Raw genomic sequence first — 25,752 nt, 5'->3', positions numbered from 1 at the left:
TGTTGAAAAGAATCATTTTTTGCCTTATTATTTCACTCAGTTTTAGCAATTGTAAATCTTCAAAACGGGCTAAAAACAAGTCCGCTTCCTCTAAAATTGTTATCAAAAAAAATACTGATAAGGCAACGGCTTATACCAAACCAAATAGTGAACATATCATTATTCCCAAAACCAAAGAAACACCAAGATCCAAAGCAGAGCATATCATTGCTTATGCAAAACAATTTAAGGGTGTAAGGTACAAATGGGGAGGTACTACAAAATCAGGAATGGACTGCTCCGGATTGGTTTATGAGTCTTTTAAAACTCAAAATATTGCACTTCCCAGAATATCCAGAGATATGGCTAAAAAAGGAAAAAAAATTCCTTTGAAAAAAGTAACTCAAGGTGACTTATTGTTTTTCAAAACCGGAAATAGACGGAACTCTATTAACCACGTGGGTTTGATCATTGCTATAAAAAACAACTCTATTGAATTTATTCATGCCACCAGCAGTAAAGGCGTCATAACCTCCTCTTTAAATGAAAAATACTGGCATAAGGCTTTTTACGAGGCGCGACGCATTTTATAAGATATTTCATATCTTAACTGCGCATGAACCTACTTAATTTCAGTATTATTAAATTAACCATTTGCCTAATTACCGGGGTATTTATTGGTTATATTTTTGCTGTTCCTCAGCAAATATCACTTTTTGTAACCGGCCTACTTTTAATGGTTCTTTTTATTTCCTATTGGGTTGCTAAAAAACAGTTTACTAAGACCATTTGGTTTGGGTTAACCGCTCTTATTACAATGATTTCAATAGGGGTTCTAACCACAAGTCTTCATAACCAAAAGAACTTTTCAAATCACTACACCCGTCAGCTTTCAACGCCAAAAGACAGTTTAAATACCATTACATTTAGAGTACGAGAAATTTTAAAGCAGGGGCATTATTATGACAAGTATATTATTGATCTTTTAGAAGTTGATGACAAAAGTGTTGTTGGAAAAACACTTTTGAATATCCAAAGAGACACGTTACAACCTCCTTTAGAAGTTGACAAAACTTTTACCTGTAGAACTAATTTTGTGGATCTTACTCATCCGCTAAACCCAAATCAGTTTAATTACAAGAACTACTTAGAAAAAAAATACATATACCATCAACTCTTTATATCCGGAGAACTGTTATTACCTGGTAAAAGCACTACTATTACCTTAATGGGTGTTGCCTATAGGATTAGAAAACATATAAACAAAAAACTGGAATCCTATAATTTCAAACCTGATGTACTCGCTATAATAAATGCACTTTTATTAGGTCAACGTCAGGATATAAGCAAAAGAATTTACTCCAATTACACCAATGCCGGGGCTATCCATATTTTGGCTGTTTCCGGTTTACATGTAGGGATTATTTTAATGATTTTTGGTGTAATTTTTAAACCTCTTGAAAAATTTAAACACGGAACGTTAATAAAAACTATAGCCCTTATATGCCTTTTATGGAGTTTTGCTTTAATTGCCGGATTGTCTGCCTCGGTTACCCGGGCGGTAACCATGTTCAGCATAGTTGCTATTGCTTTGAACTTAAAACGGCCTACAAACATTTACAATACATTAGCCATAAGTATGATGGTTATACTACTCTTTAATCCACTCTTTTTGTTTGATGTAGGCTTTCAACTGAGTTATTTAGCTGTGTTTTCCATTGTTAGTATTGATCCTATTTTATTTAAGTTATGGCAGCCAAAAAACAAATTATTAAAACTCTATTGGCATACATTTACCGTCACTATTTCTGCCCAACTTGGAATTATACCTGTAAGCTTATTTTACTTTCATCAATTCCCCGGTTTATTCTTTATCTCTAATCTGGTTATCATACCCCTTTTAGGTCTTATTTTAGGATTTGGTATTCTGGTATTAGCATTAGCCATTTTAAATGCTTTACCACAATTTATAGCTTCTTTGTTTGGTCATATAATTAGTTTAATGAATAGTTTTATTGGATGGGTTTCCAGCCAGGAAGCTTTTCTTTTTAAAGAGATCCCTTTTAGTCTTTTATTTGTATTTGTTTCATATCTCTTTTTGGCATCCTTGATTAATTTTTTTAGAAAAAGGAACTTCCTCAACCTTAGACTCTTCTTGATTGCTATATTAATTGTTCAAATAGCTTTTATTTATCAAAAACACACCAAGCCTCATGATGAGTTTATTATTTTTCATAAAAACAAATTCAGCTTGCTAGGGCAGGTTGGCGTGGATACTATGATTATATATCATGACTTTGACAGTCTTGCAAAATCAAACAATCATATTATTAAAGACTATGTTGTTGGAAACCATATCAACAAGCTTAAAAAAGACACTTTACGTTCTGTTTACAGGCTAAACCACAAAACGCTTTTAATAGTTGATAGTCTTGGCATATACCATATTAAATCATTTCAACCGGATTATATACTACTCAGGAAATCTCCTAAAATTAATTTAAATCGTTTAATTGATTCCTTAAATCCAAAGCAGATTATTGCTGATGGCAGTAATTATAAATCCTACATTCAAAACTGGAAGCTTATCTGCAAAAAAAGAAAACTTCCTTTTCATCAAACTTATGAAAAAGGAGCTTTTACCATTAAATACTAGTAAAACTAAATAACTTTTTTAACAATACTGTTAGCTACATCAATCCATTTTTTTGCACCTCCATGCACATATCCGGTTCTTCCCAAACTCTTCAAATTTGTTCTTCCATCATCCATTTTTTCTGCGTTCACAAAAAATACAGCAGGATATCCCCTAACCCTAAATATTTTTTGTAATTGATAATTCTGGGTTCTGGTAGCTTCATCCAACACTGTTCTTCTTGGAAAATCTAATTCAACTAAAACAACATTTTTAGACCAGACCTCAAAATCTGATGTATTAAAAACTTCACGTTGCAACCTTTTGCACCATCCACACCAATCTGAGCCTGTAAAGAATAACATTAGTGTTTTGTTTTCTTTACCCGCTACTTCAAGCGCCTTATTTATATCTGCATACCACTTTAACTCCTGGGCATTGGTATAGCTTAAGGCTAATAACACAATTAAAGAAGTTATTAATATCTTTTTCATTATCCTGATTCTACTACTGCTTAAGGCAAGTGAAGATAACCTTAGAACTCTGACTTAAACGCTTTGTAATAAGCATTAAACTCTTCTTGAGTAGTAATCTTTTTATGATCATCAGCCCCAAACATTTTTAAATATAACTCCAGTTGTGGTGGAGTTTGATAACCTTTAATAGGAGCAATTAAATCTGCTTTTTCATCAAAAAACACAATGGTAGGGTATGCATCTATTTGAAGATAACGTGCCAGTTCATGCACTGAATTTCTTCTATTTGTCAATTGTGGATTATAGTTTGGGTTGGAAAATGATTTATCCATATAATTTACCACCTCATTACCTTCTCCATTAAATTTCACCGCATAATAATTTTTGCTTACATACTCCACAACCTCAGGGTCATGAAATGTCTTCTTATCCAATATTTTACACGGACCACACCAATTGGTATACACATCCATCATAATCTTTTTAGGCGTCTTTTTTTGAAGCTCTATAGCCTCGTTAAGCGAGACCCATTTTATCTCTTGAGCCATAGTACTAGCCCCAATAAAACCTATAAGTATTAGTAATATAATCTTTTTCATCTGTTCAAGTTTTTATTGCTTTAATTAGGTCAGATGTAATTCGCCAATAATCATTTTAGTAGGTACCAACTTAATTGTTATGGCTCATTTCATAATGATTTAGGTTGCAAAACTTGTACCGAACTTACAAAAAATGCTCCTAATAAGGAGCATTTCAGATATTTTTTAACTTTTTTACCGATTAACGAACCCCATGCATGAGCTTTTTTATAACGGGTTGCATAACAATTGAGAAAACAGCTACGACCAACGAAATTATAGTTAATAGCCAGAAAAAATAACTAATACCACTTTCATTCGCAATTTTATCCACATTTTCACCAAACACACCTGCGCCTTTCATACCAATAGCAATTGCCAAATACCATACACCAAACATAAAAGCTATCATTCTGGCTGGTACTAGTTTGCTAACATATGATAACCCAACAGGCGAAATACACAATTCTCCCATCGTATGGAATAGGTATACTAAGATAAGCCAAATCATACTCACAGAAGCTGTTTTTGCTCCAGGCTCAATTCCATTTGCTCCAAATGCCACACATGCCATTCCTAACCCCAACAGAATCATTCCAATTCCATATTTCATATTTGCAGATGGGTTATACTTGCTTTCCCACCATTTAGAAAAAAGAGGAGCAAGTGTAATAATAAACAATGAATTTAGTACACTAAACCAGGAAGCAGGAACTTCTAAATTATCATCTTTCAATTGATCTAAAAGCATCCATATAGCAATTCCCCATACAATTATAAAACTAAAGCTCAATGTTAAATTAGACCATTTATACTTTCCAAAAGTTTGCTTAAACAACATACCCAACACCCATGTAATTATACCTAATGGAATAATGGTCATACAAGCATTCACTATTCTAAAAATATTTGCTGAAGTCCCGTCTAAAGTTCTATTTGTGTAATCCTTTGCAAAAATAGTAAGTGTACCTGGAGATTGTTCAAAAATAGCCCAAAAGAAAACCGATAAAAGAGCAAAAAAGGATACCGCAATTAATTTCTCCCGTGTTATTTTTGAATATTGTGTAAACCTATAAATCAATAAAACCAAAAAGAGTCCTAACGCTGTTAAAATAGCTATTGTATTACCGTTTTCACCTAAAAAAGAAAAGACATTAATTTTACCTTCAGAAATTGTTGTTGCTGGCGCATTAATTATCCATAATAATCCTAGTGCTACCATTAGTAAAATTAAACCAAGTTGCCATTTATGAAAAGGAACACGCTTGTCATTATCTAAAGCTTCTATAGATGCTTTATCTTCCTTCTTTGGTTTCAATCCAATATTTCCAAAGATATTTTGAGCTAACCAAAATTGAACCAAACCAAAAAACATAAATATTCCAGCTAATCCAAATCCTAAACTCCACCCTACTTGTTCACCCAAATAGCCACACAATAATATTCCTAAAAAAGCCCCGGCATTAACACCCATATAAAAAATAGTATATGCACCATCTTTTTTCTCAGGCCTATCTTTATACATTTCAGAAATAATTGAGGTCATATTAGGCTTAAAAAAACCGTTCCCTATTACCAATAAGCCAAGCCCTAAATAAATAGACCAAGGTGTTTCAACAGCCATAGAAGCATGCCCCAACGTCATTAATAAAGCACCAACTAAAACCGCGTACCTAAAACCTATTACTTTATCTGCAAAATACCCTCCCATCATGGTTGAGAGATATACCAAGCCTACATATGAGCCAAACAATGCCATAGCATGCTCTCGAGGCCACCCCCAACCTTCATCTAATAACGAAGCAGTTAAAAACAAAACTAATAAAGCTCTCATTCCGTAATAAGAAAAGCGCTCCCACATTTCCGTAAAAAATAAGACGAATAATCCTGATGGATGCCCTAAAACTGTACTTTTAAAAAATTGATCTGTTGAGTTTTCTGCCATGAGTATAATTTTTTTAATTATCTATTAATTCAAAGCCTTAGGCTTCATCTGAATGCATTAAGCGTTCTTTATCTTCTGCACCATGAGTTAACCTTTTCAGTGGTTTTAAAATAGTAATCACCAATAAACCAAAAACTACGGTAAATATGGTTATCCCAGCAAAAATGGTATATTCACCATATTCTGAAGCAGATTCCCCAAGTAAACCTGCCACTTTATTTCCCAGTCCGGTAGAAGCAAAATACAATCCCATCATTAAGGATGCATACCTAACCGGTGCCAATTTTGTAACGAAAGAAAGTGATACCGGTGAAGATGATAACTCTCCAATAGTATGAAAAAAATAAGCCAGTACCAACCAATACATTGCTGAAGAACCATTAGCATTATAATCCATTACAGCAAATACCATAAACACAAAACCGAGTCCCATTATTATAGTTCCAGTAGCCATTTTAAACAAGGAACTAGCTTCTTTATTTTTAAGTTTGCGTTTAGCCCAATAATTAGCTACTGCTACAGCAAACAGAATAATAAACCCTGCATTTAAACTTTGAAACCATATTGTTGGAACTTCCCACCCAAATAACATTCTATTGGTATAATCGTTAGTGTATAAATTCATTAATCCACCTGCCTGCTCAAACGCTCCCCAAAAAACAATGACTAACATGAACGATAATAATACTACTAAAAATCGATCTTTTTCAATTTGTGACCTTAGACTTTTATATATCATCATTAACATACCTACTACTAGGGAAAGAAAAATAAAAAGAATCATATAAGCCCAGTGATCTATTTCTGAAAGAACAAACCCTCCATAATATATTGATAAGGCAATTAATCCACTCACAATTACCAAATGCTTTGGTGATTTCATTAAACTACCAAAAAGCTGAGATATGGCTACTTGATCTTTTATCTCTTCATCTGAAGTTTTATTCCCAACATGAACCAAATATTTTTGCCCCCAAATATAAACTATCAAGCCCAGCAACATACCTATTCCTGCCAAGCCAAATCCAGCATGCCATCCCCACTTTGCTACAACAAGCCCAACTGTTGTTGTAGCCAACAAGGAACCTGTATTAATACCAATATAAAATATACTAAATCCTTTATCCCGTCTTATATCGTTCTTTCCATAAAGCCCTCCAACCATAGTAGAAATATTAGGTTTTAACATACCAACACCCAATATTATTAAAATCAAACCCGTATAAAAAGCCCAAAGTTCTTCAATCGCCAAAGTACCGTGCCCAAGCACCAATATTATAGCACCTATAAGTACCGAACGTTTTTGTCCAAGTAACTTATCTGCAATCATTCCTCCCGGAATAGACATTAAATACACCAGCATAGTGTACCAGCCATATAACTTTAAAGCTTCGGCATTTGTCCAGCCTAAACCAGGACCTTGAGCATCTGTTAGTTCTGCCGCCATATAAAGAGACAAAAGCCCTCGCATACCATAGTAGGAGAAACGCTCCCACATTTCAGTTAAAAACAATACATATAACCCTATTGGGTGTCCCCAAAGCTCCTTTTCCTTAATAGTAGTTGAGTCTGCCATAAATATAATTCTAAGTTAGTTTATCCTTTAATCTTCACTTGATCGATTTTATCACTGTTTTCTTCCTTCTTCATTTTATCTCCAAGTGTTTTATTTATATAATGAGTCATTTTTTTAAATAAGTGAAGCCTGGTATTACCTCCATAGATCCCATGATTTTTATCAGGATACACTGCCCATTCAAACTGTTTATCCGCCTGAATTAAAGCTTCAGCCAATCTCATGGTATTTTGCAAATGCACATTATCATCACCAGAGCCATGTATTAAAAGAAAATCGCCTTTAAGTTTATCTACATGATTTATTGGTGAGTTTTCATCATAACCTCCGGCATTTTCTTGTGGTGTGGTCATATAACGTTCTGTATATATAGTGTCATAAAAACGCCAGCTACTTACAGGTGCTACTGCTATTGCCATTTTAAACACATCATTACCTTTAAATAAGCAGTTACTACTCATAAATCCACCAAAGCTCCATCCCCAAATACCTATTCTATCAGAATCAACATAAGGCAATTCCCCTAATTGTTTAGCAGCTTGAATCTGGTCTTCAACCTCATACTTTCCTAATTGGTTTTGAGTTACCTTTTTAAAAGCTGCTCCTTTATATCCTGTGCCTCTTCCATCTATGCAAACTACAATATAACCTTGTTGTGCCAGATGTTGGTACCAGTAATCGTTAGCACTATGCCATTGATTAGCCACTTCCTGGGAACCCGGGCCTGAATATTGAGTCATCAGCATAGGGTACGCTTTAGCGTCGTCAAAATCAGCCGGTTTGATCATCCACATATTCAGATCATTTCCATTAACATTAAGCGTACTGAACTCTTTCTTAGACGTTATATAATTAGAGAGGTTTTGAGAAAGCACATCATTGTCTTTAATACTTTTTATCAAATTACCTGATTTTGCACTATTCAATGTAAACTCGGGAGGCGTAGTAGCACTGGAAAATGTATTTATGAAATATGAAAAATCAGCACTAAAATCGGCACTGTTAGTTCCATCTCCTTTTGTTAACCTGGTTTTATGTCTTCCATTTAATTTAACAGCATATACATCACGATTAATTGAGCCATTTTCTACAGATTGATAAAAGATGGTATTGGCCTTTTCATCATAACCATAGTAATCAGTGACTTCCCAATTCCCTTTAGTAATTTGATTTATTAATTTTCCATTTTTATCATAATGATAAATATGATTATAACCGTCTTTTTCACTGGTCCAAATAAAGCTGTTATCCTTTAAAAAAGTTAAATTATCGGTAATATCAACATACGCTTCATCCTTCTCTGTCAACACTAATTGAGAAGTATCAGTTTTGGTGTTGATCATCCACAAATCCAATTCATTTTGGTGCCTGTTAATATACTGAGCGCTTAAGACATCTGAAGCACTGGTCCACTTAATTCTGGGAATATAGAAATCTGAATAGGACTTTTCTAATTTCGCTGCTTTAGAAGCATTAGTTTCTAAACTATAAATATGAAGTGATACTACTGAATTAGCTTCTCCTGCCTTAGGGTATTTAAACACTTGTTGTGTTTGATACAAACCGTTTCCGTATACATCCATAGAGAATTCCGGCACATTGGTTTCGTCAAAACGAATAAAAGCTATTTTATTACTGGCTGCATTCCAATCAAAAGCACGTACAAAAGAAAACTCTTCTTCATAAACCCAATCTGCAATACCATTAATGATTTTATTTTTTTCACCATCAAAAGTTATCTGTTTGATTTCATCAGACTTTAAGTCTTTTACATACAAATTATTATCTTTTGCAAAAGCAACTTTACTTCCATCAGGAGAAAAAGTTGGTTCCTGAATTTTATCTTCTGAAATCATTGATAGCGAAGCACTACCTACATCATAAATAAAATAATTCCCTAAAGTTGAACGACGATAAATAGACTCTTCGTTAATTGCTAAAATAATTTTTTGCTCATCTTTACTAAAGATATAATCAGTAAAGTAAGGCATCTCCTCCAGGTTAGAAGAACTCACCAATGTTTTAACCTTTTTCAGGGTTTTATAATCATAGACATCTATAGAAGTGCTTCTTGTTGCCCTGTCAAAATTTAAAACTGAATACTGTTGACCATTAGCCATAGAATGTAAAGCATCCATATATTCTGCTCTAAATGTACCATTCTTCCAAATATCTTCAAGAGTAATATTTTTGGTTTGTGCTGTAATCAGTGAAGTTATAAACAGACAAACAAAAAAGGAGAATTTTAAGTATTTCATCAAAAAAACTATTTATTTCACAAAATGAGGTCAAGGTTACTAAAAATTCTTCAAAAAACCTTTTAAATATCAGTTAAATAATAGCAATTTTAAACATTTCATTACAAATTGACACCAAGATAGTATCTTTGCGTTGCAAATTAAAATATTATGAGTAAATCTATTGCCGGCTTTTCTAAATTATCCAAATCAAAAAAGATAGATTGGATTGTTGACACCTATTTTGACAACACAGAAAGTGCTAAAAATGTTTTAAAGCAATACTGGAATAATAATGAGAAGTTACAACAACTTCATGACGAATTTATTGAAAATACCATTACAAACTACTACCTCCCATTAGGCGTGGCGCCAAATTTTTTAATAAATAAAAAGCTATATACCATTCCCATGGCTATTGAAGAAAGTTCAGTAGTTGCTGCAGCAAGTAAAGCTGCCAAATTTTGGTTAGACCGGGGCGGATTTAAAACCAAGGTTATTTCAACCACAAAAATAGGTCAGGTTCATTTTACTTATAATGGAGATTTTGAAAAGTTACAGCAGTTTTTCACTCAAGTAAAACCAAAACTAATTCATGATGCCGAAGATATAACCAGAAACATGAAAAAACGTGGTGGCGGGGTTGTAGATATTAAGCTACGTGATAAAACTTCTGATATAGATAACTATTATCAACTTCATGTGTCCTTTGAAACTTTAGACGCCATGGGGGCAAATTTTATAAACTCCTGCCTGGAACAGTTTGCAAAAACTTTTAAATCTGAAGCTTTAGCTTTTGATTTGTTTTCTGAAGATGAAAAAGATATAGATGTAGTGATGAGCATCTTGTCTAATTATGTTCCGGATTGCTTAGTACGGGCTGAAGTAAGTTGTAAAGTAGAAGCGCTTAGTGAAGATCATACGGTTTCGGGAGAAGCGTTTGCTAACAAATTTGTTCAAGCCGTTAATATTGCAGAAGTAGAACCCTTTAGAGCCGTTACACATAATAAAGGTATTATGAATGGTATTGATGCCGTTGTACTTGCAACCGGTAACGACTTTAGAGCTGTTGAAGCGGGTATTCACGCCTATGCCGCAAGACAGGGGAAATATAGTAGTTTAAGCCATGCTAAAGTGGAACATGGCATTTTTACCTTCTGGATGGAAATTCCATTAGCTTTGGGAACTGTGGGAGGCTTAACCGGATTGCATCCCTTAGTTAAGCTGTCTTTGGAGTTATTACACAAGCCTTCAGCCAAAGAACTCATGCAAATTGTTGCTGTGGCAGGATTAGCCCAAAACTTTGCAGCACTGCGTTCTTTAACTACTACCGGGATTCAACAGGGCCATATGAAAATGCATCTGATGAATATATTAAATCAGTTTAAAGCCAGTGATTCGGAAAAGAAAGTGCTAACTGAACACTTTAAAAATAATACGGTTACCCACAGTGCGGTTACAGAAGCCCTAAATCAATTAAGAGTTACAAGTGAAAAGTAAAGTATTTTACAGCAACGGAAAGCTATTAATTTCAGGAGAATATGTGGTACTTGATGGAGCGCTTTCATTTGCTGTTCCTACTAAATTTGGACAATCATTAACTGTAGAAACTATAGAACATCCAAAACTTATATGGAACAGTATAGATAACAATGGTCTGACCTGGTTTACAAGTGAATTTGAGATAAAAAACAATAGGGTATTAAAACTGGATCAGTATGATGACATTTCCAAGAGATTAATTCAAATATTTAATACAATTAGATCATTAAACCCTGACTTTTTAAATAACAACAAGGGCTATAAAATTACAACCAAGCTAGATTTTGCAACAAACTGGGGTTTGGGAACCTCATCTACTTTAATAAACAATTTGGCGCAATGGGCAGGGGTTGATGCCTATACACTATTAGAAAACTCATTTGGAGGTAGCGGTTATGACATTGCATGTGCCCAACATCATACACCAATAACCTACCAAATCAAAAATGGGAAACCCCTAGTAAAGCCTGTGGAATTTGCGCCTGATTTTATTGACAACTTATATTTTGTTCATTTGAACAAAAAACAAAATAGCCGTGAGGGTATAAAACACTATAAGGAAAACAAACAGAACTCTAATTATGTAATTAAGGAGATTAACACTATTAGTTTGGAAATGATCAAATCAAATGCGTTGGAAGATTTTGAAAACCTCATTACAAAACATGAATATGTAATCTCTAAAATAACCAAACAAACCCCGGTTAAGGCAATGCTATTTGAGGATTATCCAGGAAGTATAAAAAGTCTCGGCGCCTGGGGAGGAGATTTTGTATTAGCTACATCAAAATCTGACCCTACAGAATACTTTAAAAGAAAAGGGTTTGAAACTGTAATACCTTATAAGAATATGGTATTATAGCAAGTTATCCTACTATTCGTCAATTATATTTATTCCTTCACCTAAAGAAGAAACAGGTTGCAAGCTATTCCCCTAAGGTCATTATCCAGGCCACAAAACACAGCTGATAAGTTCTCAAAAACACCTCTTGTAAGCTTTTAGCTGTCTTTATTATTCATTTTTCAACCACTCTTTTTCTATTTTATGCCACTCTTTTAAGTTCTTACGCATCCATTTAGGCCTGATCCCTAACCGGTATTTTAATTGAGCTTCGTATAAAGATTCCGGCAAAACTTTGCGCCCTAAACCTTCTATATACCCTACATTAGTTTTGTTAAAAGTAGTTGTTGTACCGTGCAGGCCAACAACTATAGGATTAACTGCTGAAAAGCCCCAATACATTCCTTTTCCGGAAAGGCTCCAAAAATTATAATCTGAAACCGTATCCCCAACTCTTTTATAATTCCAAAGTGTCAGGCCTTTTAAATGATGTGGTTCATTTTTATGATAGCCGCCGTGGGCTGTCATCTTAGCAGCTTCATACATATCCACCAGATTATTTTTTGGAATATCTGCATGCGAATCCCATCCTTGTTTTGGTGTTTTCACACGCCAAATAACGGAACCCGAAGTTTTATGAGACATAGAAGCTCCATGAAATTGCCCATTATTTGTAGCATCATTAATTAACCCTGTAAGCACTCTTGTTGACTCTGCAACATTAGTTAATTTATGCCCGCCATTCCCTTCAATTAATAGCATCAAAATTGAAAAGGCATAGCCATTACGTATTGAAACTGCTCCTGTAATATTACTAAACCTACATCGCCTTACCCAAGAGTTTGCAATACTTTGCATAGCTATTACAGACCATGCATTATCATGAATAAAATTTTTATGATGTACAAACTTATCTTTAAAATTTGCTTTAAAAAAAATATCTTCAACCCCTACATTTTCTAAAGGAAAAAATGGTTTGGCTTGCCAATTATAATCTGTATTTATTGTATTTATTAAAGGATCTTTTAAAATAATTGTATTCCCCGTAATACTTTTTATTTCATGATTTTCAATAAAAGTCACCCCCTCATTGTTTACCTTTTCCCAGTGAGGACGTGGCTTTTTTTCAGCTAAAGATTCTGAAACGGCATTTAAATTAAAAGGCATTTCTAATTGAATGTATTCAGCATTTTTAAAAGCACTAATATTTTTCACTTCAATTTTAAAAGTACCTGCTTTAGCGTTTGATGTAATGTGAGTTATCGCTGTTTTTTTAGTATTCGAATAAAATTCAAACATATAACTTACTTTCCATTCCGGCTCATCCGGGTATCTTTTCAGCATGTGATCTTTCATGTGAATTACAGTACCGTTCTTACCCCAACCACTCCCTTTTAGAATAATATTTGAAGACCTAACAGTAATTGGATTTACTTTTTTAGGTTGAACATTAATCAAAAATTCACCTTTAGGAAAAAACACAACTCCTCCCTTGTTTTTTTCAGCAGCATGAATAGCTTTTTGAATAGCTTGCTGGTCTGAAATCGTATCATTAGGTATAGCACCAAAATCCATCACATTAAAGACTTTTAAGTGCTTTTGCGCTTTAGGTATTCCTACTTCACCTAATTTATAACCGGCATACGAATAATCAAAAAGTTTGGGAATTTCCGGATTAGAAATTTCACCTATATATCTTTTCCAAATCAGGGTTTCCTGAGCAAAAGTATTTGCACTTATAAAAAATAAAAGAAAAAAAAGCTTTTTGATAATCATTGTTAATTTGAATTTATTTGGTACAAACACTCATTTTTTTGATGACAAACGTTCAATTAGATTGGAGTCCATTATAACTGTTTGAGGTTTTAAAGGACCATTTTGTTTTTTTATGTGCTTCAGTAATAAATCTGTTGCTATTTTACCCATTTCAATTCCAGGCTGGTCAATGGTGGTTAAAGCCGGATTAATGACCCTTGAAATCGGCTCATTACTAAAACCAACAATAGCCACATCATCCGGGATTTTCACACCATGGTTCGTTAAATATTTCATAGCTCCAATAGCTGCCACATCGTTTGCAAAAAAAATGCCATCAAAAGAAAAGCCTGCATCTAAAAGTCTCTTAGCATTTTCCTTTCCATCATGCTCCATTAACCTGGAACTTATTACGTTTTCCGCTTTGAAAGGCAGATCATTCATTTTTAAAGCTTCTTTATACCCTTTAAGCCTGTTTTTGTATATTTCCAATACTTGTGGCCCTGAAAAATGAATAATATTCCTGCAGCCCTCATCAATTAAATGTTGTGTTGCATCAAAACCGCCCTTAAAATCGTCAATAAGCACATTATTTGTATCGGGAATACCACAATGCCTATCAAAAAAAACCAAAGGAATATCGTTATTTTTTAAGCTTTGCATATGCTTATAATCTGTTGTTTCCATCGATATTGAGATTAGTACACCATCCACCCTATTGGCCACCAAAGTATCAACTATTTGTTTTTCTCTTTCTAATTGTTCTAAGGATTGACATATTAAAACATTATAACCAGCTAAATAGGCCGTTTCTTCAACCCCTTGGATGACAGAAGAAAAAAAATGACGTGATATTCTGGGCACTACAACACCTATTGTATTGGTAACACTTTTACGAAGATTAGAAGCCAGCACATTTCGCTGATACCCTAACTCCTCTGCTTTCTTAAGAATTTTAGTCTTAGTTTTTTCAGTAACTCTTGAACTATTATTTAAAGCTCTGGAAACCGTTGAGCTATCTATATTTAAAGCTCTGGCAATATCATGTATAGTTATTTTGTGTTTTTCCATATAAAGTTATTAACCTGTCTACCGACCTTAGCAAAGGTAATAAAATTAAAAAATACAATCGATTGTATTTTGGTATAAATTACATATATTTGTAAAAATTATGATCATTTTAATATATGAAAACAACTTATACAGTAAGATATTCAGCGTCTCCTTCGGATGTTAAATCTTATGACACAGAAAGATTAAGAAGCGAGTTTTTAATAGACAATTTAATGGAAGCTGATAAGGTAAACCTAGTATACTCTCATTATGACAGGTTTATTACCGGAAGTGCCGTTCCTACCAACAGCCCGTTAACACTGGAAACGATTGAGGCCTTAAAAGCTGAATATTTTTTAGAACGCAGAGAACTGGGAATTATTAATACCGGCAATACCGGAACTGTAACAGTAGACGGAACCGTATATACTTTAGAGCATAAAGAAGCATTATACATAGGCCAGGGAAACAAAAATGTAGTATTTGCAAGTGACTCAGCAAACCAACCTGCTCAATTTTATTTAAACTCAACACCGGCTCATAAAGCTTATCCCAATAAAAAGATTGGCATTAACGATGTTGAAGTTATTGAGCTAGGGGCTCCGGAAACGGCAAATGCAAGAACCCTTAGGAAATATATTGTAAATAGTGTTGTAGAGGTTTGTCAATTGCAAATGGGAATGACCACATTAAAGACCGGAAGTTCTTGGAATACCATGCCGGCACATGTACATGACAGGCGTATGGAAGTGTATTTTTATTTTGAAGTTCCGGAAGACCAGGCGGTTTGTCACTTTATGGGGCAACCACAGGAAACCAGGCATATCTGGATGGGAAACAACCAGGCCGTAATTTCTCCTCCATGGTCTATTCACTCCGGTTCTGGGACTAGCAGCTATTCTTTTATTTGGGGAATGGCCGGAGAAAATCTGGATTATAGTGATATGGATCATGCTAAAATAAATGAATTAAGATAAACTAAAAGCCTTTATATGTCAATTACATTATTTGATCTTACTGGAAAAGTAGCGCTTATAACGGGCGCTACCCACGGACTTGGACAAGCCATGGCCATTGGCTTAGGACAAGCGGGAGCCACTTTGGTGGTTAACGGAGCCTCTTCTCAGGACAAACTAAACAAAGCCGTGGAGCATTATAAGTCCTTAGGGCTAAATACTTATGGTTTCTTATTTGATGTTACCGATGAAGCACAGGTTATAAAAAATATCGAGGCTATTGAAAGTGAAGTGGGGCCTATTGATATTTTGGTAAATAATGCGGGAATCATAAAAAGAACACCTCTCGAGCAAATGGAAGTTACAGACTTTGAAGAAGTGATTAAAGTAGACCTTGTAAGTCCTTTTATTGTCTCTAAACATGTGGTTAAGGGTATGATTTCCCGAAAACGCGGAAAGATCATTAATATTTGCTCTATGATGAGTGAGCTTGGACGTAACACAGTGGGAGCTTATGCAGCGGCAAAAGGCGGCTTGAAAATGCTTACTAAAAATATGGCAACGGAATGGGCAAAACACAATATTCAAACCAATGGGATTGGGCCGGGATACTTTGCCACTTCACAAACAGAGCCTATTAGGATTGATGGACACCCGTTTAATGAATTTATTCTTAACAGAACACCGGCAGCAAAATGGGGAGACCCAGAAGATTTGGCAGGTACCGCCGTATTCCTAGCTTCTAAAGCCAGCAATTTTGTTAATGGCCAGATCGTTTATGTTGATGGTGGCATCCTGGCCACCATTGGAAAACCTTCAAACGAAACATAAAACCAAATAACGGATAGCTAAGGTCATATTAAAAACCAATACATACTAACAGATGAAACAGCTAGGTAAATCAATACTCTTCCTTTCAGCTTTAATGCTGCTTGCTTCTTGTAGCAAAACGGAAAAAGAAATTATTATTAGCGTTAAAAATACAAGTAACACTGATAGAACTTTTGAAACCGTAGAGCTAACTAAGTCTTTTTTAAATGTTAAAGACCTATCTGCAATTGGTATGTTAAATACAGCAACCAACACATTAGAGGTTACACAAACCGTAGACCATGATAATGACAGTATTATGGACGTTATTTTATTTCAGCCAAAAATTAAAGCCGGCTCTGAAGTTCGTTTTAAAATAGTACCTGCTAATAAAGCTGAAAAACATGAAGCACGCGAATTATGCTATTCTCGTTTTGTGCCGGAACGTACAGATGATTATGCCTGGGAAAATGACAAAGTAGCCTTTAGAGTTTTTGGTCCCGATGCCCAATACCGTTTTGAAAACAACCTTAAAGAAGGGACTTTATCAAGTGGTGTTGATGCATGGTTAAAAAAAGTAGAGTATTCGATCATTAATAGTTGGTATAAAAAATATACTGAAAAAACCGGTTCTTATCATGAAGATACCGGTGAAGGTTTAGACAATTTTCATGTAGGTAAAAGCCGGGGGATAGGTGGACTTGCCGTAAAACAGGATACCACGTATTACTATTCCAAAAACTTTATAAAATGGCGCACTATAACTACCGGCCCTATCCGAACTAGTTTTTATCTGGAATATGAAAGCTGGAACGCCGGTAAAAAGCTGGTGAAAGAATCAAAAATAATCAGCTTGGATAAAGGAAGTAACTTATCAAAATTTGACACCACTATAGATGGTGTTAAGACCGCTTCTGCAGGTTTAACACTACATGAAAAAGATGGTAAAGTAACTACAAATAAAGCTGATGGCTGGATTAGCTATTGGCAACCTCATGCCGATTCCGAATTGGGAACCGCCATTATAGTACCAAAAGATCATGTTATGGACTTTGAAACCTATAACAGTGCTATTAAAGATTTAAGCAATGCCTATGCTCATCTCAAGGTTATAAACAACAACGCTATTTATTATGCCGGTTTTGGCTGGAAAAAAAGCGGACAATTTAAAACTAAACAAGATTGGGAGAATTACTTAAGTGATTTTGCTGAGAACTTAAACACCCCACTTAAAGTAACACGTATTAAGTAAGTTAGAGGCTCATTAAATAAAAAACCTGATTCTGCTTTTAGAACTTAAAATATCTTATTTATAGAAATATTTGGAGCTTTATAGCCTAAGATAATAGTAATGTAATGCTGTTATTAACAGCTATAGTTCTTCAAAAAGCTCGTTTGGTATGTAAGAATCATATTTATCGTAATAAAATATTATGGAAATAAAACAATTGCTTTTATCCATATGTTACCACAAATGCCTATAACAATGAAAGTTAAAAATCTAGCAACAGTAGGACTAATCTTGTTCAACCTGAATGTATTTGGTCAGAAAAACCCAAATGTATTATTCATAGCCATTGATGATTTGAATGATTATGTAAACTGCATGAATGGTTCTATAAAAGTTCCTACTCCAAATATTGACAAATTAGCACAAAAAGGAACACTATTTACAAATGCACACTGCCAGGCACCTATCTGCGGACCGTCTCGTGCAAGTATTATGACAGGGCTTTACCCCTCAACAAGTGGTAATTACCTGCAACTAAAAGATATAGACATCAAAAAAGGCAGTAAAGCACTAAACAAAGCCATTTTTATGCCTGATTATTTTGAACAGCATGGATACAAAACAATGGCTGTTGGAAAGATTTACCACAATGGTGATGCGGCCAATACATTTGATGAATATGGTGGCAAATTTGCTTGGATGGGGCCAAAGCCAAAGGAAAGATTTAATTATGACCCATCAAAAATTGACCACAAAGTTGGTCGCACACAAACAGACTGGGGAGCTTATCCAGAGCATGATAGCTTAATGACTGATTTTAAAAGTGCAAAATGGGCTGTTAATAAACTTCATCAAAAACATGATAAACCATTTTTTCTGGCTGTAGGTTTTGTTCGCCCTCATGTCCCTTGGTATGCCCCTCAAAAATGGTTTGATATGTTTCCCTTGGATAGCATTGAAACACCTCCATATACGAAGGATGACTTTGATGATATTCCCCCTTTTGCACGCAAAGTAAGTGATGCTCCCATGATGCCAACTACAGATGAGCTTATAAAATCCGGCGAATGGAAAAACGCTGTACAAGCCTACATGGCCTGTATCGCTTTTGTTGACGCCCAGGTAGGTAAGGTGCTTGATGCGTTGGAAAACTCAGAACATGCAGATAATACCGTTATCGTTTTATGGGCAGACCATGGTTATCATTTAGGTGAAAAAAACAGGTTTGCGAAACAAGCCCTTTGGGAACGAGACACAAGAACTTTGTTAATTTTCAAAGATGTAAATGGAAATGGTGAGAAAAAATGTACTGCCCCTGTTCAACTTTTAGATATTTATCCGACTTTGATTGATATGTGCAAACTACCTTCTTTAGAATTATTAGAAGGTCATTCTCTTACTAAATTAATCAAAAGCCCTAAAAAAAAGTGGAATTATCCTTCGCTTTCATTTTATGGAGAAGGCAACATAGCAATTAGAGATAAACGATTCAGACTAATTAAATATGAAGATGGCTCGCTTGAATTGTATGATATGAAAAATGACCCGAATGAATGGAATAACCTGGCAAAAGACATAGGCTACAAAAAAACGATACAAAGGTTGACAAAATATATCCCTAGTAATTGGGCTCCATTATCGGAATACTCAAAATATAATTTTAATGAATATTTTATAGAAAAATCAAAATTATAATCTAAACACATGTGATAACAAAGAACTAAACGAAACTCTTAATAGGAAAAAAGAGAGACTTATCAATGTTGACAGAATCGCAAGTTCCTATAGCTATATTAATCTTACTCCTCACATTTGTTCTTTCTGATTAATCTATCTAATTTAATAGATTGTAAACTTAAGCTGTATAAAATGAATTGCTAGTTCAAACCTACTTACGAAAATCCTCGCGGATTTTCTATTCGGTTTGTATTTGCTAAATTAGTTGCTGAAATACATAACGAAATCATACACAAACACGTTGGCAAACATTTAGAAAAACGCATACCGAAAAAACTATGGCTGAAAAAAAAGCAGAAAAAATTCTGAGCAGAATATTGACATTGTTACCTTCATTGGCAATAACACTTTTCTATGTTCCTAATGCTTTGGATAAATTACTTGACCCTAATCAGACAGGAAAAATAGTGGAAAGTAGTGCCGTAATGATTACAGCTGGAATTTTCATTTTAATTGCGACAACTCTATTCCTGTACAACAAAACAATACTGATTGGAACATCAATGCTGGTTTTATATATGATTTTTATTGTATTAATCCATATGTATAAAGGAAAGCCTTCTGAAATTGTAATTCTAATTCTTATGGCGACCATATTCGCTTCATATATCCGAAAGCCACAAATATTTCATCAAAAATAGAAAAACAGGCAAGAAATTAATCAGATTAAATTATTATTTAAAGAGCTGAAAATTAACGGATTGAAAATGGAAATATAAAAACGATTTGCCAACAAAGAACTGAGTTAAAAAGCAAGTATTTTTAAGCTAATTTAGAAACAAAGTTCTCATCATAGCGTAATCCTGATTTGGCTATTACATAAGCCTGTTTTAGAAGCTTATTAGAGACTTCAATCATAGCCGAAATCATCATGCACAATAAAAAACTAAAATGAACGAAGAAATAAGAAATAAATTTGGAATTGAAGAGAATAAACCAAACGATTGGTTTGAGACGCTCTATTCTGGCGTAACTGAGTCAGGTGATGGAATCCCGTGGGCAAACATGGCGCCTCACCCCGTCTTTAAACATTGGATAGATCAAAATCCAATATTTGAAAATGAAAAGACCGCATTGGTCATTGGCTGCGGTTTGGGAGATGATGCTATTGAGCTTGAATCTAAAGGTTTAAAAGTAACTGCGTTTGATGTTTCTCATAGTGCCATTGAACTTTGTAAAAAAAGGTTTCCCAATTCAGAAGTTGAATTTATTCAAGCGGATTTAATTAAAGGCCATAACGATTGGTACAAAACATTTGATTTTGTTTTGGAAATATTCACCATTCAGGCGCTTCCTCCAAAATATGAGAAAACATTAATTAAAAATATTTCTGATTTTGTATCAGATAACGGAAAGTTGGTTGTAATAACTGAAATCCAAAAAGAAAAAAGAACCTATGAAAATGGACCTCCCTGGCTCTTAAATACGGATTATATTAAATCATTTGAAAACTGTGGTTTGAAACAAATATTTCATTCAAGTAAAGGTGAAACCGAATTGGGAGATGAAATTCACCTTACAATATTTCAAAGATAATTTAAGCAAAATTAGTATTAGAGATCAACTTCTGTAACAAAACTTAAGAGATTTTAAAGTATCTTGAAAAACATTCACTTTTTGAATATAAGCCTTTAAAAACAGCATACAGCACCATAAAAATAATTGACTGGTAATTAACCTACTAACGCCAAAAGGCATCACAAGCCGGAAAATCCTCGCGCCTTTGCTATCTTTGGTTTTCAGTGAAAATTCCCTGTGGCTTTTCACGCTACAAATCATACACCAACTAGCTGGCAACAAATATGAAAAAATCATCCTTTTATGTATTCCTGATTTTATTGTCATTGGTCATAAAATCCTGTGATAATAAAACAAACAAAGCACTTACCTTCTTAACATTCAATGTATGGCAAGAAGGGACTTCTGTACCTAACGGATTAAATAAAATTCGTGATGTCATACTAAAAACAAATCCGGATATTGTGTGCTTTGTTGAAGTCCGTAACTATCAGGATGAAGATTGGACTAGCAAAATAGTAAACATCTTAGAAAAATCCGGAAAACATTACTATTCCGGATATGCCGGAGGAGATGTGTCATTCATCAGTAAGTATCCTTTAGAAAATGGTAAGCAAATATTTAAAAATAAGGACAAAGGCACAGTAGTCAATTTTAATCTGAACGTTGATGGAAACATCATTATAGTCTCCGGAGCTCATTTAGATTACACCTATTATGCTTCTAATCTGCCCAGAGGCTATAATGGTGGTGATCCGGATTGGAAAATGATTGATGATGGTAATGGTAAGCCAGCGCCATATACAATTTTAGATTCCGTTCAGGCTTATAATTTAAAATCTACAAGAGATGAAGCTATATCGGCTTTTATAGAATCTGTAAAACCGGAATCAAAGCCGGTAATTTTAATGGGAGATTTTAATGAACCATCTTTCTTAGACTGGACCAGGAAAACCAAAAATATGTTTGACCATAATGGTCTGATTATGCCCTGGTATAATACTAAAAAACTACATGAAGCAGGTTTTATTGACACCTTTAGAACCTTCTTCCCCAATGAAGTCGCAAATCCGGGGTTTACCTGGCCTTCTTTTGCCCATGAAAAGACAAGTACAAGCTGGGCCCCTCTTGCCGATGAAAGAGACAGAGTAGATTATATTTTTTTTAGAGGAAATGATATAAAAATTAAAGATGTTTGTATTGTTGGCCCCAAGGAATCCTATGTATACAATACATTGGAGACTTTAAATACAGACCAGGAGCAATTTATTGCAAATCAGCTACCCTGGCCCAGTGACCACAAAGCTGTATATGCCAAACTGGTATTTACATTTAAAAACAAGAATGATTAATCGTAAAATATAGTTGCCAGCAAAAAATACAATGTTTAAAATGTCAGACACAAGCCGAAAAGACTAAAATGGAAGAAAAAGAAAAACCAAGACTTTCAAGATTAACTGCTATTCTTACCCAATTGCAATCCAAAAGGATTATTACAGCAAACCAACTTGCCGAAAGACATAATGTGAGTGTAAGAACAATCTATAGAGATATCCGTACACTTGAAAAATCGGGAATACCTATTGTAACTGAAGAAGGTAAAGGCTATTCTATTATGGAAGGTTATCACCTTCCTCCTGTTCTGTTTTCAGAAGATGAGGCCAACGCTTTGATTACAATAGAACAATTAGCAATCAAAAACAAAGACAAATCCTTTGTTGAAAATGTTTCCAGTGCCATAGAAAAAATTAAAGCCATTTTAAGGTATTCCCAAAAAGGAAATGCTGATCTATTGGCAGACCGGATTTACTTTAGCGGAAATAATAACGAGGAGAAAACGAGTAATAACCTAATGCAGATCCAATCGGCTATAACCCAATATCAAGTCTTAAAAATAGATTATATATCTTCCGAAAACAAACAGACCTCACGAAACATTGAACCCTTTGCTATTTATAGTATTCACGGAAATTTCCTGCTCATTGCGTTTTGTAGATTGCGAAATGATTTTAGAAACTTTAGAATAGATTTTATCAAAACACTGACTGTTCAAAATGAAACTTTCACGCCTCATAATATGACTATAAAAACATATTTTGAAAAATATATAAAGAATCAAAACCACCCTTGACACACCTTTGTCACAGTACCATTTTACATTTGCATAGATATTAATTAAAAGCAAATAAAAATGGAAATTATCAGAATCGTAATCTTATCGTTATCAGGCCTAATGCTCGTTTTTGTAGGTGTGATGCGATTGAGCAACCCAATTAAAACCTATTTAAAGAGTTCTGGAATCAAACTGGAAAATGATGCCAGCTTATTAAATGAAATGAGAGGTGTTAGTGCAGTCATGCTTTGTTCTGGAGTTATTATTTTGCTCGGAATATTTATAGGAAAGCTAAGCTTTACGTCCCATTTTGTTGCCTCACTCCTATTTATAGGTTTTGCTATTGGCAGATTAATCAGTTTAAAAACTGATGGTAAACCAAGCAAACAAATTACTCAGGGAATTTTATTTGAACTTGTTTTGGGTGCAACAAATGTTTTTTGTTTGATAAATATTTGGGAGTAAACTCAAAAGAACGTTGGTGTTGTAAAAAGGTTCTCTATCCATTCAAATAATAGAGTTTTCTGAGTTTTTAATATAATTATGGACTCTAAAGATTTTTTAAATTTCGGATTTACTGTCAGATTATATAGCTAACTACACATCCTATTTAGAAACTATAAATAACACAGTTCTTTTTTAAGTTATCTCACATGGATTCATAACGTATCAGACTGTCTATTTTTGACCAAGGGTAATATTAACATATAGGCAAAGCATAAAATCAAGACTAAAATACTGCCTATAACTCCGGTAACCGAAGTTACTATTCCCATAATTGGTGGTATCACGGCTCCTCCAACAACGGCCATAATTAACAGCCCGGATATTTCATTAGCCCTGGATGGCATTTTGTTAATGGCAATAGAAAAGACCAATGGAAATAAGTTTCCTGCTCCTAAACCTACTATAAAAATTCCTCCCAGTGCTAAAAACTCATTAGGCGATATTAAAATCAATAAAGTCCCTGCTATAGCTAAAACTGTGGTGCTCATTAAAAAAAGTACCGGTTTAAAAAACTGTAATAAGATAGCTCCCAGAAAACGACTGATCATTAGAGCCGTAAAATATACACTTATACCATAGGAGGCACTTTCCAGGGACATGCCATGCAATTTCATTAAAAAGCTTTGGATATTGGAATTCATCCCTACATCAGCACCCACAATCAGGAAGATAGCTATTACTACAGCAATGATGAACTTATTCTTAAGTAAGCCAATACACGAAGCAAACGTTGCCGGTGTATCAGACTTAATAACCTCTTCTATTTTTGTGGTATATAACCACAACAAAGAAATGACGGAAACTACACTATAAACAACAAATACCAATCGCCAGTCACCGTAGTGCAATGCCATATAGGTTGCAATAATAGGGCCTAATAAAGAAGTGATTGCTTTTATGAATTGTGAGAGGCTCAAAAAACTTGATAATTTTTCTTTAGGTATTACTTCCTGTAGTAACGGGTTTGCAGCTACTTGTACAATGGTATTTCCTATACCTATACATACAAATGCGATTAATACCATAATAAAGGAATAATGTAAAAAGGGCAACAGCATACCTAATAAGGTTACTGTAATTCCTATGTTCATCATCTTCTTTTTGCCTATTTTGTCCTGTAATAATCCAACCGGTATTGAAAACACAAAAAACCAAATAAAGACCATTGAAGGGATGAATTGTGCCAAAGTATCTGAAAGTTCAAAATCCTTTTGTACATAACCTGTTGAAACACCAACAATATCAACAAATCCCATAACTATAAAGGTGAGAAATACAGGTAGTACTTTACTCAGTGATATCTTTTTTAAAGTCATTTTTTATGGTTTAAAGGTTAGGCAGGTCATTTTTAACATGCTCCCAAAAATCAGAAACAAATAATTTTGCACTGCCTATAATGGCTGCATCTTCCATAAGCGTGGAAATTTCAAAATCAACAAGCAATCCTGCTTCATTAATTTTTTGCTTTAAAGTAGGTAAAAAGAATTCGTGGGCCAGGGATACATTCCCTCCTAATACTATAATCTCCTGCTTAAATTTTTGAAGAAAAGGAATCATAAATTCAGCCATGTTAGAGCCAAATTCTGTAAAAACTTGTTTTGAATAAGCATCATTAGCCTCTGCAATTTCTTTAACGCCATGAACTTGTTTTGAAGACACTTCAAAATAGCGTTTAATACACCAACGTGTTGAAAAATAATCGTCGGCAATACCATCTTTAAAGGGTTTATCCCATAAGCAACCTCCTTCCGGAACATCTTCCGAATTAACCAATGGAACGCCATCCTTTATAAATGCCGAACCAAAACCGGTTCCTAAAGTAACCACTACTGTTTTACTGTAACTTTTAGCTTTCCCCATGGCGGAGACCCCTACTCCAAAGGCTGTGGCATCATTAATAAATCGCATGTTTACAGAAGCAGCATCAATATATTTTGTCAACTCGTCCGGTATAGAGGCATTATACAAGTTTTCATATTTATCATTCCCCTCAAACTTGGCTAAACCGGTTTTATAGTGAAAAGGGCCTGGTATGGCAAATCCAATGTTAACATCTGCTTCCTTGGAAACATGTTCTAAGGTTTTATTAATGGCTTCGCTCCAGTTTAAAAGAATAGCTTCTTTGGCTGCTTTATTATTGACTTTAACTGAATATGTTGTTTCTGGAATGATCTCAAGTGTACTAATATCTACAGCAGCACTCGTTATATGACTACCACCTATATCAACCCCAATGGCTACTTTGCTTTTCATGTTTTATTTT

Annotated in this window: 22 protein-coding genes; 13 read left to right on the top strand and 9 right to left on the bottom strand. The window is 34.4% G+C overall.

Going from position 1 to position 25,752, the window contains the following annotated elements; all coding sequences use genetic code 11:
• Positions 1 to 2 precede the first annotated feature (2 nt).
• Together VOI54_RS08540 and VOI54_RS08535 are read left to right on the top strand one after the other, a co-directional pair.
• Entirely contained in the window at positions 3 to 572 is a 570-nt protein-coding gene (locus VOI54_RS08540; protein ID WP_326282313.1) for a C40 family peptidase, read from the top strand.
• Positions 573 to 595: 23 nt separating this feature from the next.
• Positions 596 to 2,635, top strand: coding sequence for a ComEC/Rec2 family competence protein (locus tag VOI54_RS08535; protein ID WP_326282312.1), 2,040 nt, complete (start codon positions 596 to 598; stop codon positions 2,633 to 2,635).
• 5 nt (positions 2,636 to 2,640) lie between these two features.
• Here VOI54_RS08535 and VOI54_RS08530 read toward each other — a convergent pair whose 3' ends face one another.
• From VOI54_RS08530 to VOI54_RS08510, 5 genes are all read right to left on the bottom strand, one after another.
• A complete protein-coding gene (locus VOI54_RS08530) occupies positions 2,641 to 3,108 on the bottom strand; it encodes a thioredoxin family protein (protein ID WP_326282311.1) in 468 nt (155 codons plus the stop codon).
• A gap of 41 nt (positions 3,109 to 3,149) precedes the next feature.
• Complete coding sequence (locus VOI54_RS08525; RefSeq protein WP_326282310.1) at positions 3,150 to 3,689, bottom strand: thioredoxin family protein; 540 nt, start codon at positions 3,687 to 3,689, stop codon at positions 3,150 to 3,152.
• A 181-nt stretch (positions 3,690 to 3,870) separates the two neighbouring features.
• Positions 3,871 to 5,613, bottom strand: a complete 1,743-nt coding sequence (locus tag VOI54_RS08520) for a peptide MFS transporter (RefSeq protein ID WP_326282309.1) — start codon at positions 5,611 to 5,613, stop codon at positions 3,871 to 3,873.
• 37 nt (positions 5,614 to 5,650) lie between these two features.
• Complete coding sequence (locus VOI54_RS08515) at positions 5,651 to 7,189, bottom strand: peptide MFS transporter (RefSeq protein WP_326282308.1); 1,539 nt, start codon at positions 7,187 to 7,189, stop codon at positions 5,651 to 5,653.
• A gap of 20 nt (positions 7,190 to 7,209) precedes the next feature.
• Entirely contained in the window at positions 7,210 to 9,447 is a 2,238-nt protein-coding gene (locus VOI54_RS08510; protein ID WP_326282307.1) for a S9 family peptidase, read from the bottom strand.
• Positions 9,448 to 9,597: 150 nt separating this feature from the next.
• Here VOI54_RS08510 and VOI54_RS08505 point away from each other — a divergent pair, with 150 nt between their 5' ends.
• Together VOI54_RS08505 and VOI54_RS08500 are read left to right on the top strand one after the other, a co-directional pair.
• Complete coding sequence (locus VOI54_RS08505; protein ID WP_326282306.1) at positions 9,598 to 10,926, top strand: hydroxymethylglutaryl-CoA reductase, degradative; 1,329 nt, start codon at positions 9,598 to 9,600, stop codon at positions 10,924 to 10,926.
• The gene (locus tag VOI54_RS08500) at positions 10,916 to 11,830 is read left to right on the top strand and encodes a GYDIA family GHMP kinase (protein ID WP_326282305.1); all 915 of its coding nucleotides are present in this window, start codon (positions 10,916 to 10,918) and stop codon (positions 11,828 to 11,830) included. Before VOI54_RS08505 ends, VOI54_RS08500 begins: the two co-directional genes overlap by 11 nt.
• A gap of 150 nt (positions 11,831 to 11,980) precedes the next feature.
• Here VOI54_RS08500 and VOI54_RS08495 read toward each other — a convergent pair whose 3' ends face one another.
• Positions 11,981 to 13,585 (bottom strand): DUF4955 domain-containing protein, encoded by a 1,605-nt coding sequence (locus tag VOI54_RS08495; RefSeq protein WP_326282304.1) that lies wholly within the window; start codon positions 13,583 to 13,585, stop codon positions 11,981 to 11,983.
• A gap of 30 nt (positions 13,586 to 13,615) precedes the next feature.
• Positions 13,616 to 14,635, bottom strand: a complete 1,020-nt coding sequence (locus tag VOI54_RS08490) for a LacI family DNA-binding transcriptional regulator (RefSeq protein WP_326282303.1) — start codon at positions 14,633 to 14,635, stop codon at positions 13,616 to 13,618.
• Positions 14,636 to 14,751: 116 nt separating this feature from the next.
• Here VOI54_RS08490 and kduI point away from each other — a divergent pair, with 116 nt between their 5' ends.
• The 9 genes from kduI (at position 14,752) to VOI54_RS08445 (ending at position 23,447) form a co-directional block, all read left to right on the top strand.
• Positions 14,752 to 15,594, top strand: coding sequence for a 5-dehydro-4-deoxy-D-glucuronate isomerase (gene kduI / locus VOI54_RS08485; protein WP_326282302.1), 843 nt, complete (start codon positions 14,752 to 14,754; stop codon positions 15,592 to 15,594).
• A 15-nt stretch (positions 15,595 to 15,609) separates the two neighbouring features.
• A complete protein-coding gene (locus VOI54_RS08480) occupies positions 15,610 to 16,404 on the top strand; it encodes a gluconate 5-dehydrogenase (RefSeq protein WP_326282301.1) in 795 nt (264 codons plus the stop codon).
• Between the two features lie 52 nt (positions 16,405 to 16,456).
• The gene (locus VOI54_RS08475; protein ID WP_326282300.1) at positions 16,457 to 17,635 is read left to right on the top strand and encodes a BT3233 family polysaccharide utilization protein; all 1,179 of its coding nucleotides are present in this window, start codon (positions 16,457 to 16,459) and stop codon (positions 17,633 to 17,635) included.
• Positions 17,636 to 17,869: 234 nt separating this feature from the next.
• Positions 17,870 to 19,309 (top strand): sulfatase, encoded by a 1,440-nt coding sequence (locus VOI54_RS08470; protein WP_326282299.1) that lies wholly within the window; start codon positions 17,870 to 17,872, stop codon positions 19,307 to 19,309.
• Between the two features lie 320 nt (positions 19,310 to 19,629).
• Positions 19,630 to 19,992, top strand: a complete 363-nt coding sequence (locus VOI54_RS08465; protein ID WP_326282298.1) for a hypothetical protein — start codon at positions 19,630 to 19,632, stop codon at positions 19,990 to 19,992.
• 250 nt (positions 19,993 to 20,242) lie between these two features.
• Positions 20,243 to 20,887, top strand: a complete 645-nt coding sequence (locus tag VOI54_RS08460) for a class I SAM-dependent methyltransferase (RefSeq protein WP_326282297.1) — start codon at positions 20,243 to 20,245, stop codon at positions 20,885 to 20,887.
• 266 nt (positions 20,888 to 21,153) lie between these two features.
• The gene (locus VOI54_RS08455) at positions 21,154 to 22,221 is read left to right on the top strand and encodes an endonuclease/exonuclease/phosphatase family protein (protein WP_326282296.1); all 1,068 of its coding nucleotides are present in this window, start codon (positions 21,154 to 21,156) and stop codon (positions 22,219 to 22,221) included.
• 68 nt (positions 22,222 to 22,289) lie between these two features.
• Positions 22,290 to 23,000: a helix-turn-helix transcriptional regulator gene (locus VOI54_RS08450; protein ID WP_326282295.1), complete on the top strand. Its 711-nt coding sequence runs from the start codon at positions 22,290 to 22,292 to the stop codon at positions 22,998 to 23,000.
• Between the two features lie 60 nt (positions 23,001 to 23,060).
• Positions 23,061 to 23,447, top strand: coding sequence for a DUF4345 domain-containing protein (locus VOI54_RS08445; protein WP_326282293.1), 387 nt, complete (start codon positions 23,061 to 23,063; stop codon positions 23,445 to 23,447).
• A 194-nt stretch (positions 23,448 to 23,641) separates the two neighbouring features.
• On the opposite strand, the gene VOI54_RS08440 is transcribed toward VOI54_RS08445, so the two are convergent.
• Together VOI54_RS08440 and VOI54_RS08435 are read right to left on the bottom strand one after the other, a co-directional pair.
• On the bottom strand, positions 23,642 to 24,805 hold the full coding sequence (locus VOI54_RS08440; protein WP_326282292.1) for an MFS transporter: 1,164 nt from the start codon (positions 24,803 to 24,805) through the stop codon (positions 23,642 to 23,644).
• Positions 24,806 to 24,815: 10 nt separating this feature from the next.
• Positions 24,816 to 25,742 carry an ROK family protein gene (locus VOI54_RS08435; RefSeq protein ID WP_326282291.1) on the bottom strand — a complete coding sequence of 309 codons (927 nt, stop codon included), beginning with the start codon at positions 25,740 to 25,742 and terminating at the stop codon, positions 24,816 to 24,818.
• Positions 25,743 to 25,752: the final 10 nt, after the last annotated feature.

The organism is Alterotamlana spongicola (assembly GCF_035818475.1).
Classification (GTDB): domain Bacteria; phylum Bacteroidota; class Bacteroidia; order Flavobacteriales; family Flavobacteriaceae; genus Cognatitamlana.
Note: the sequence above shows the minus strand (reverse complement) of the source record. Positions and strands in the feature narration are given on the sequence as shown.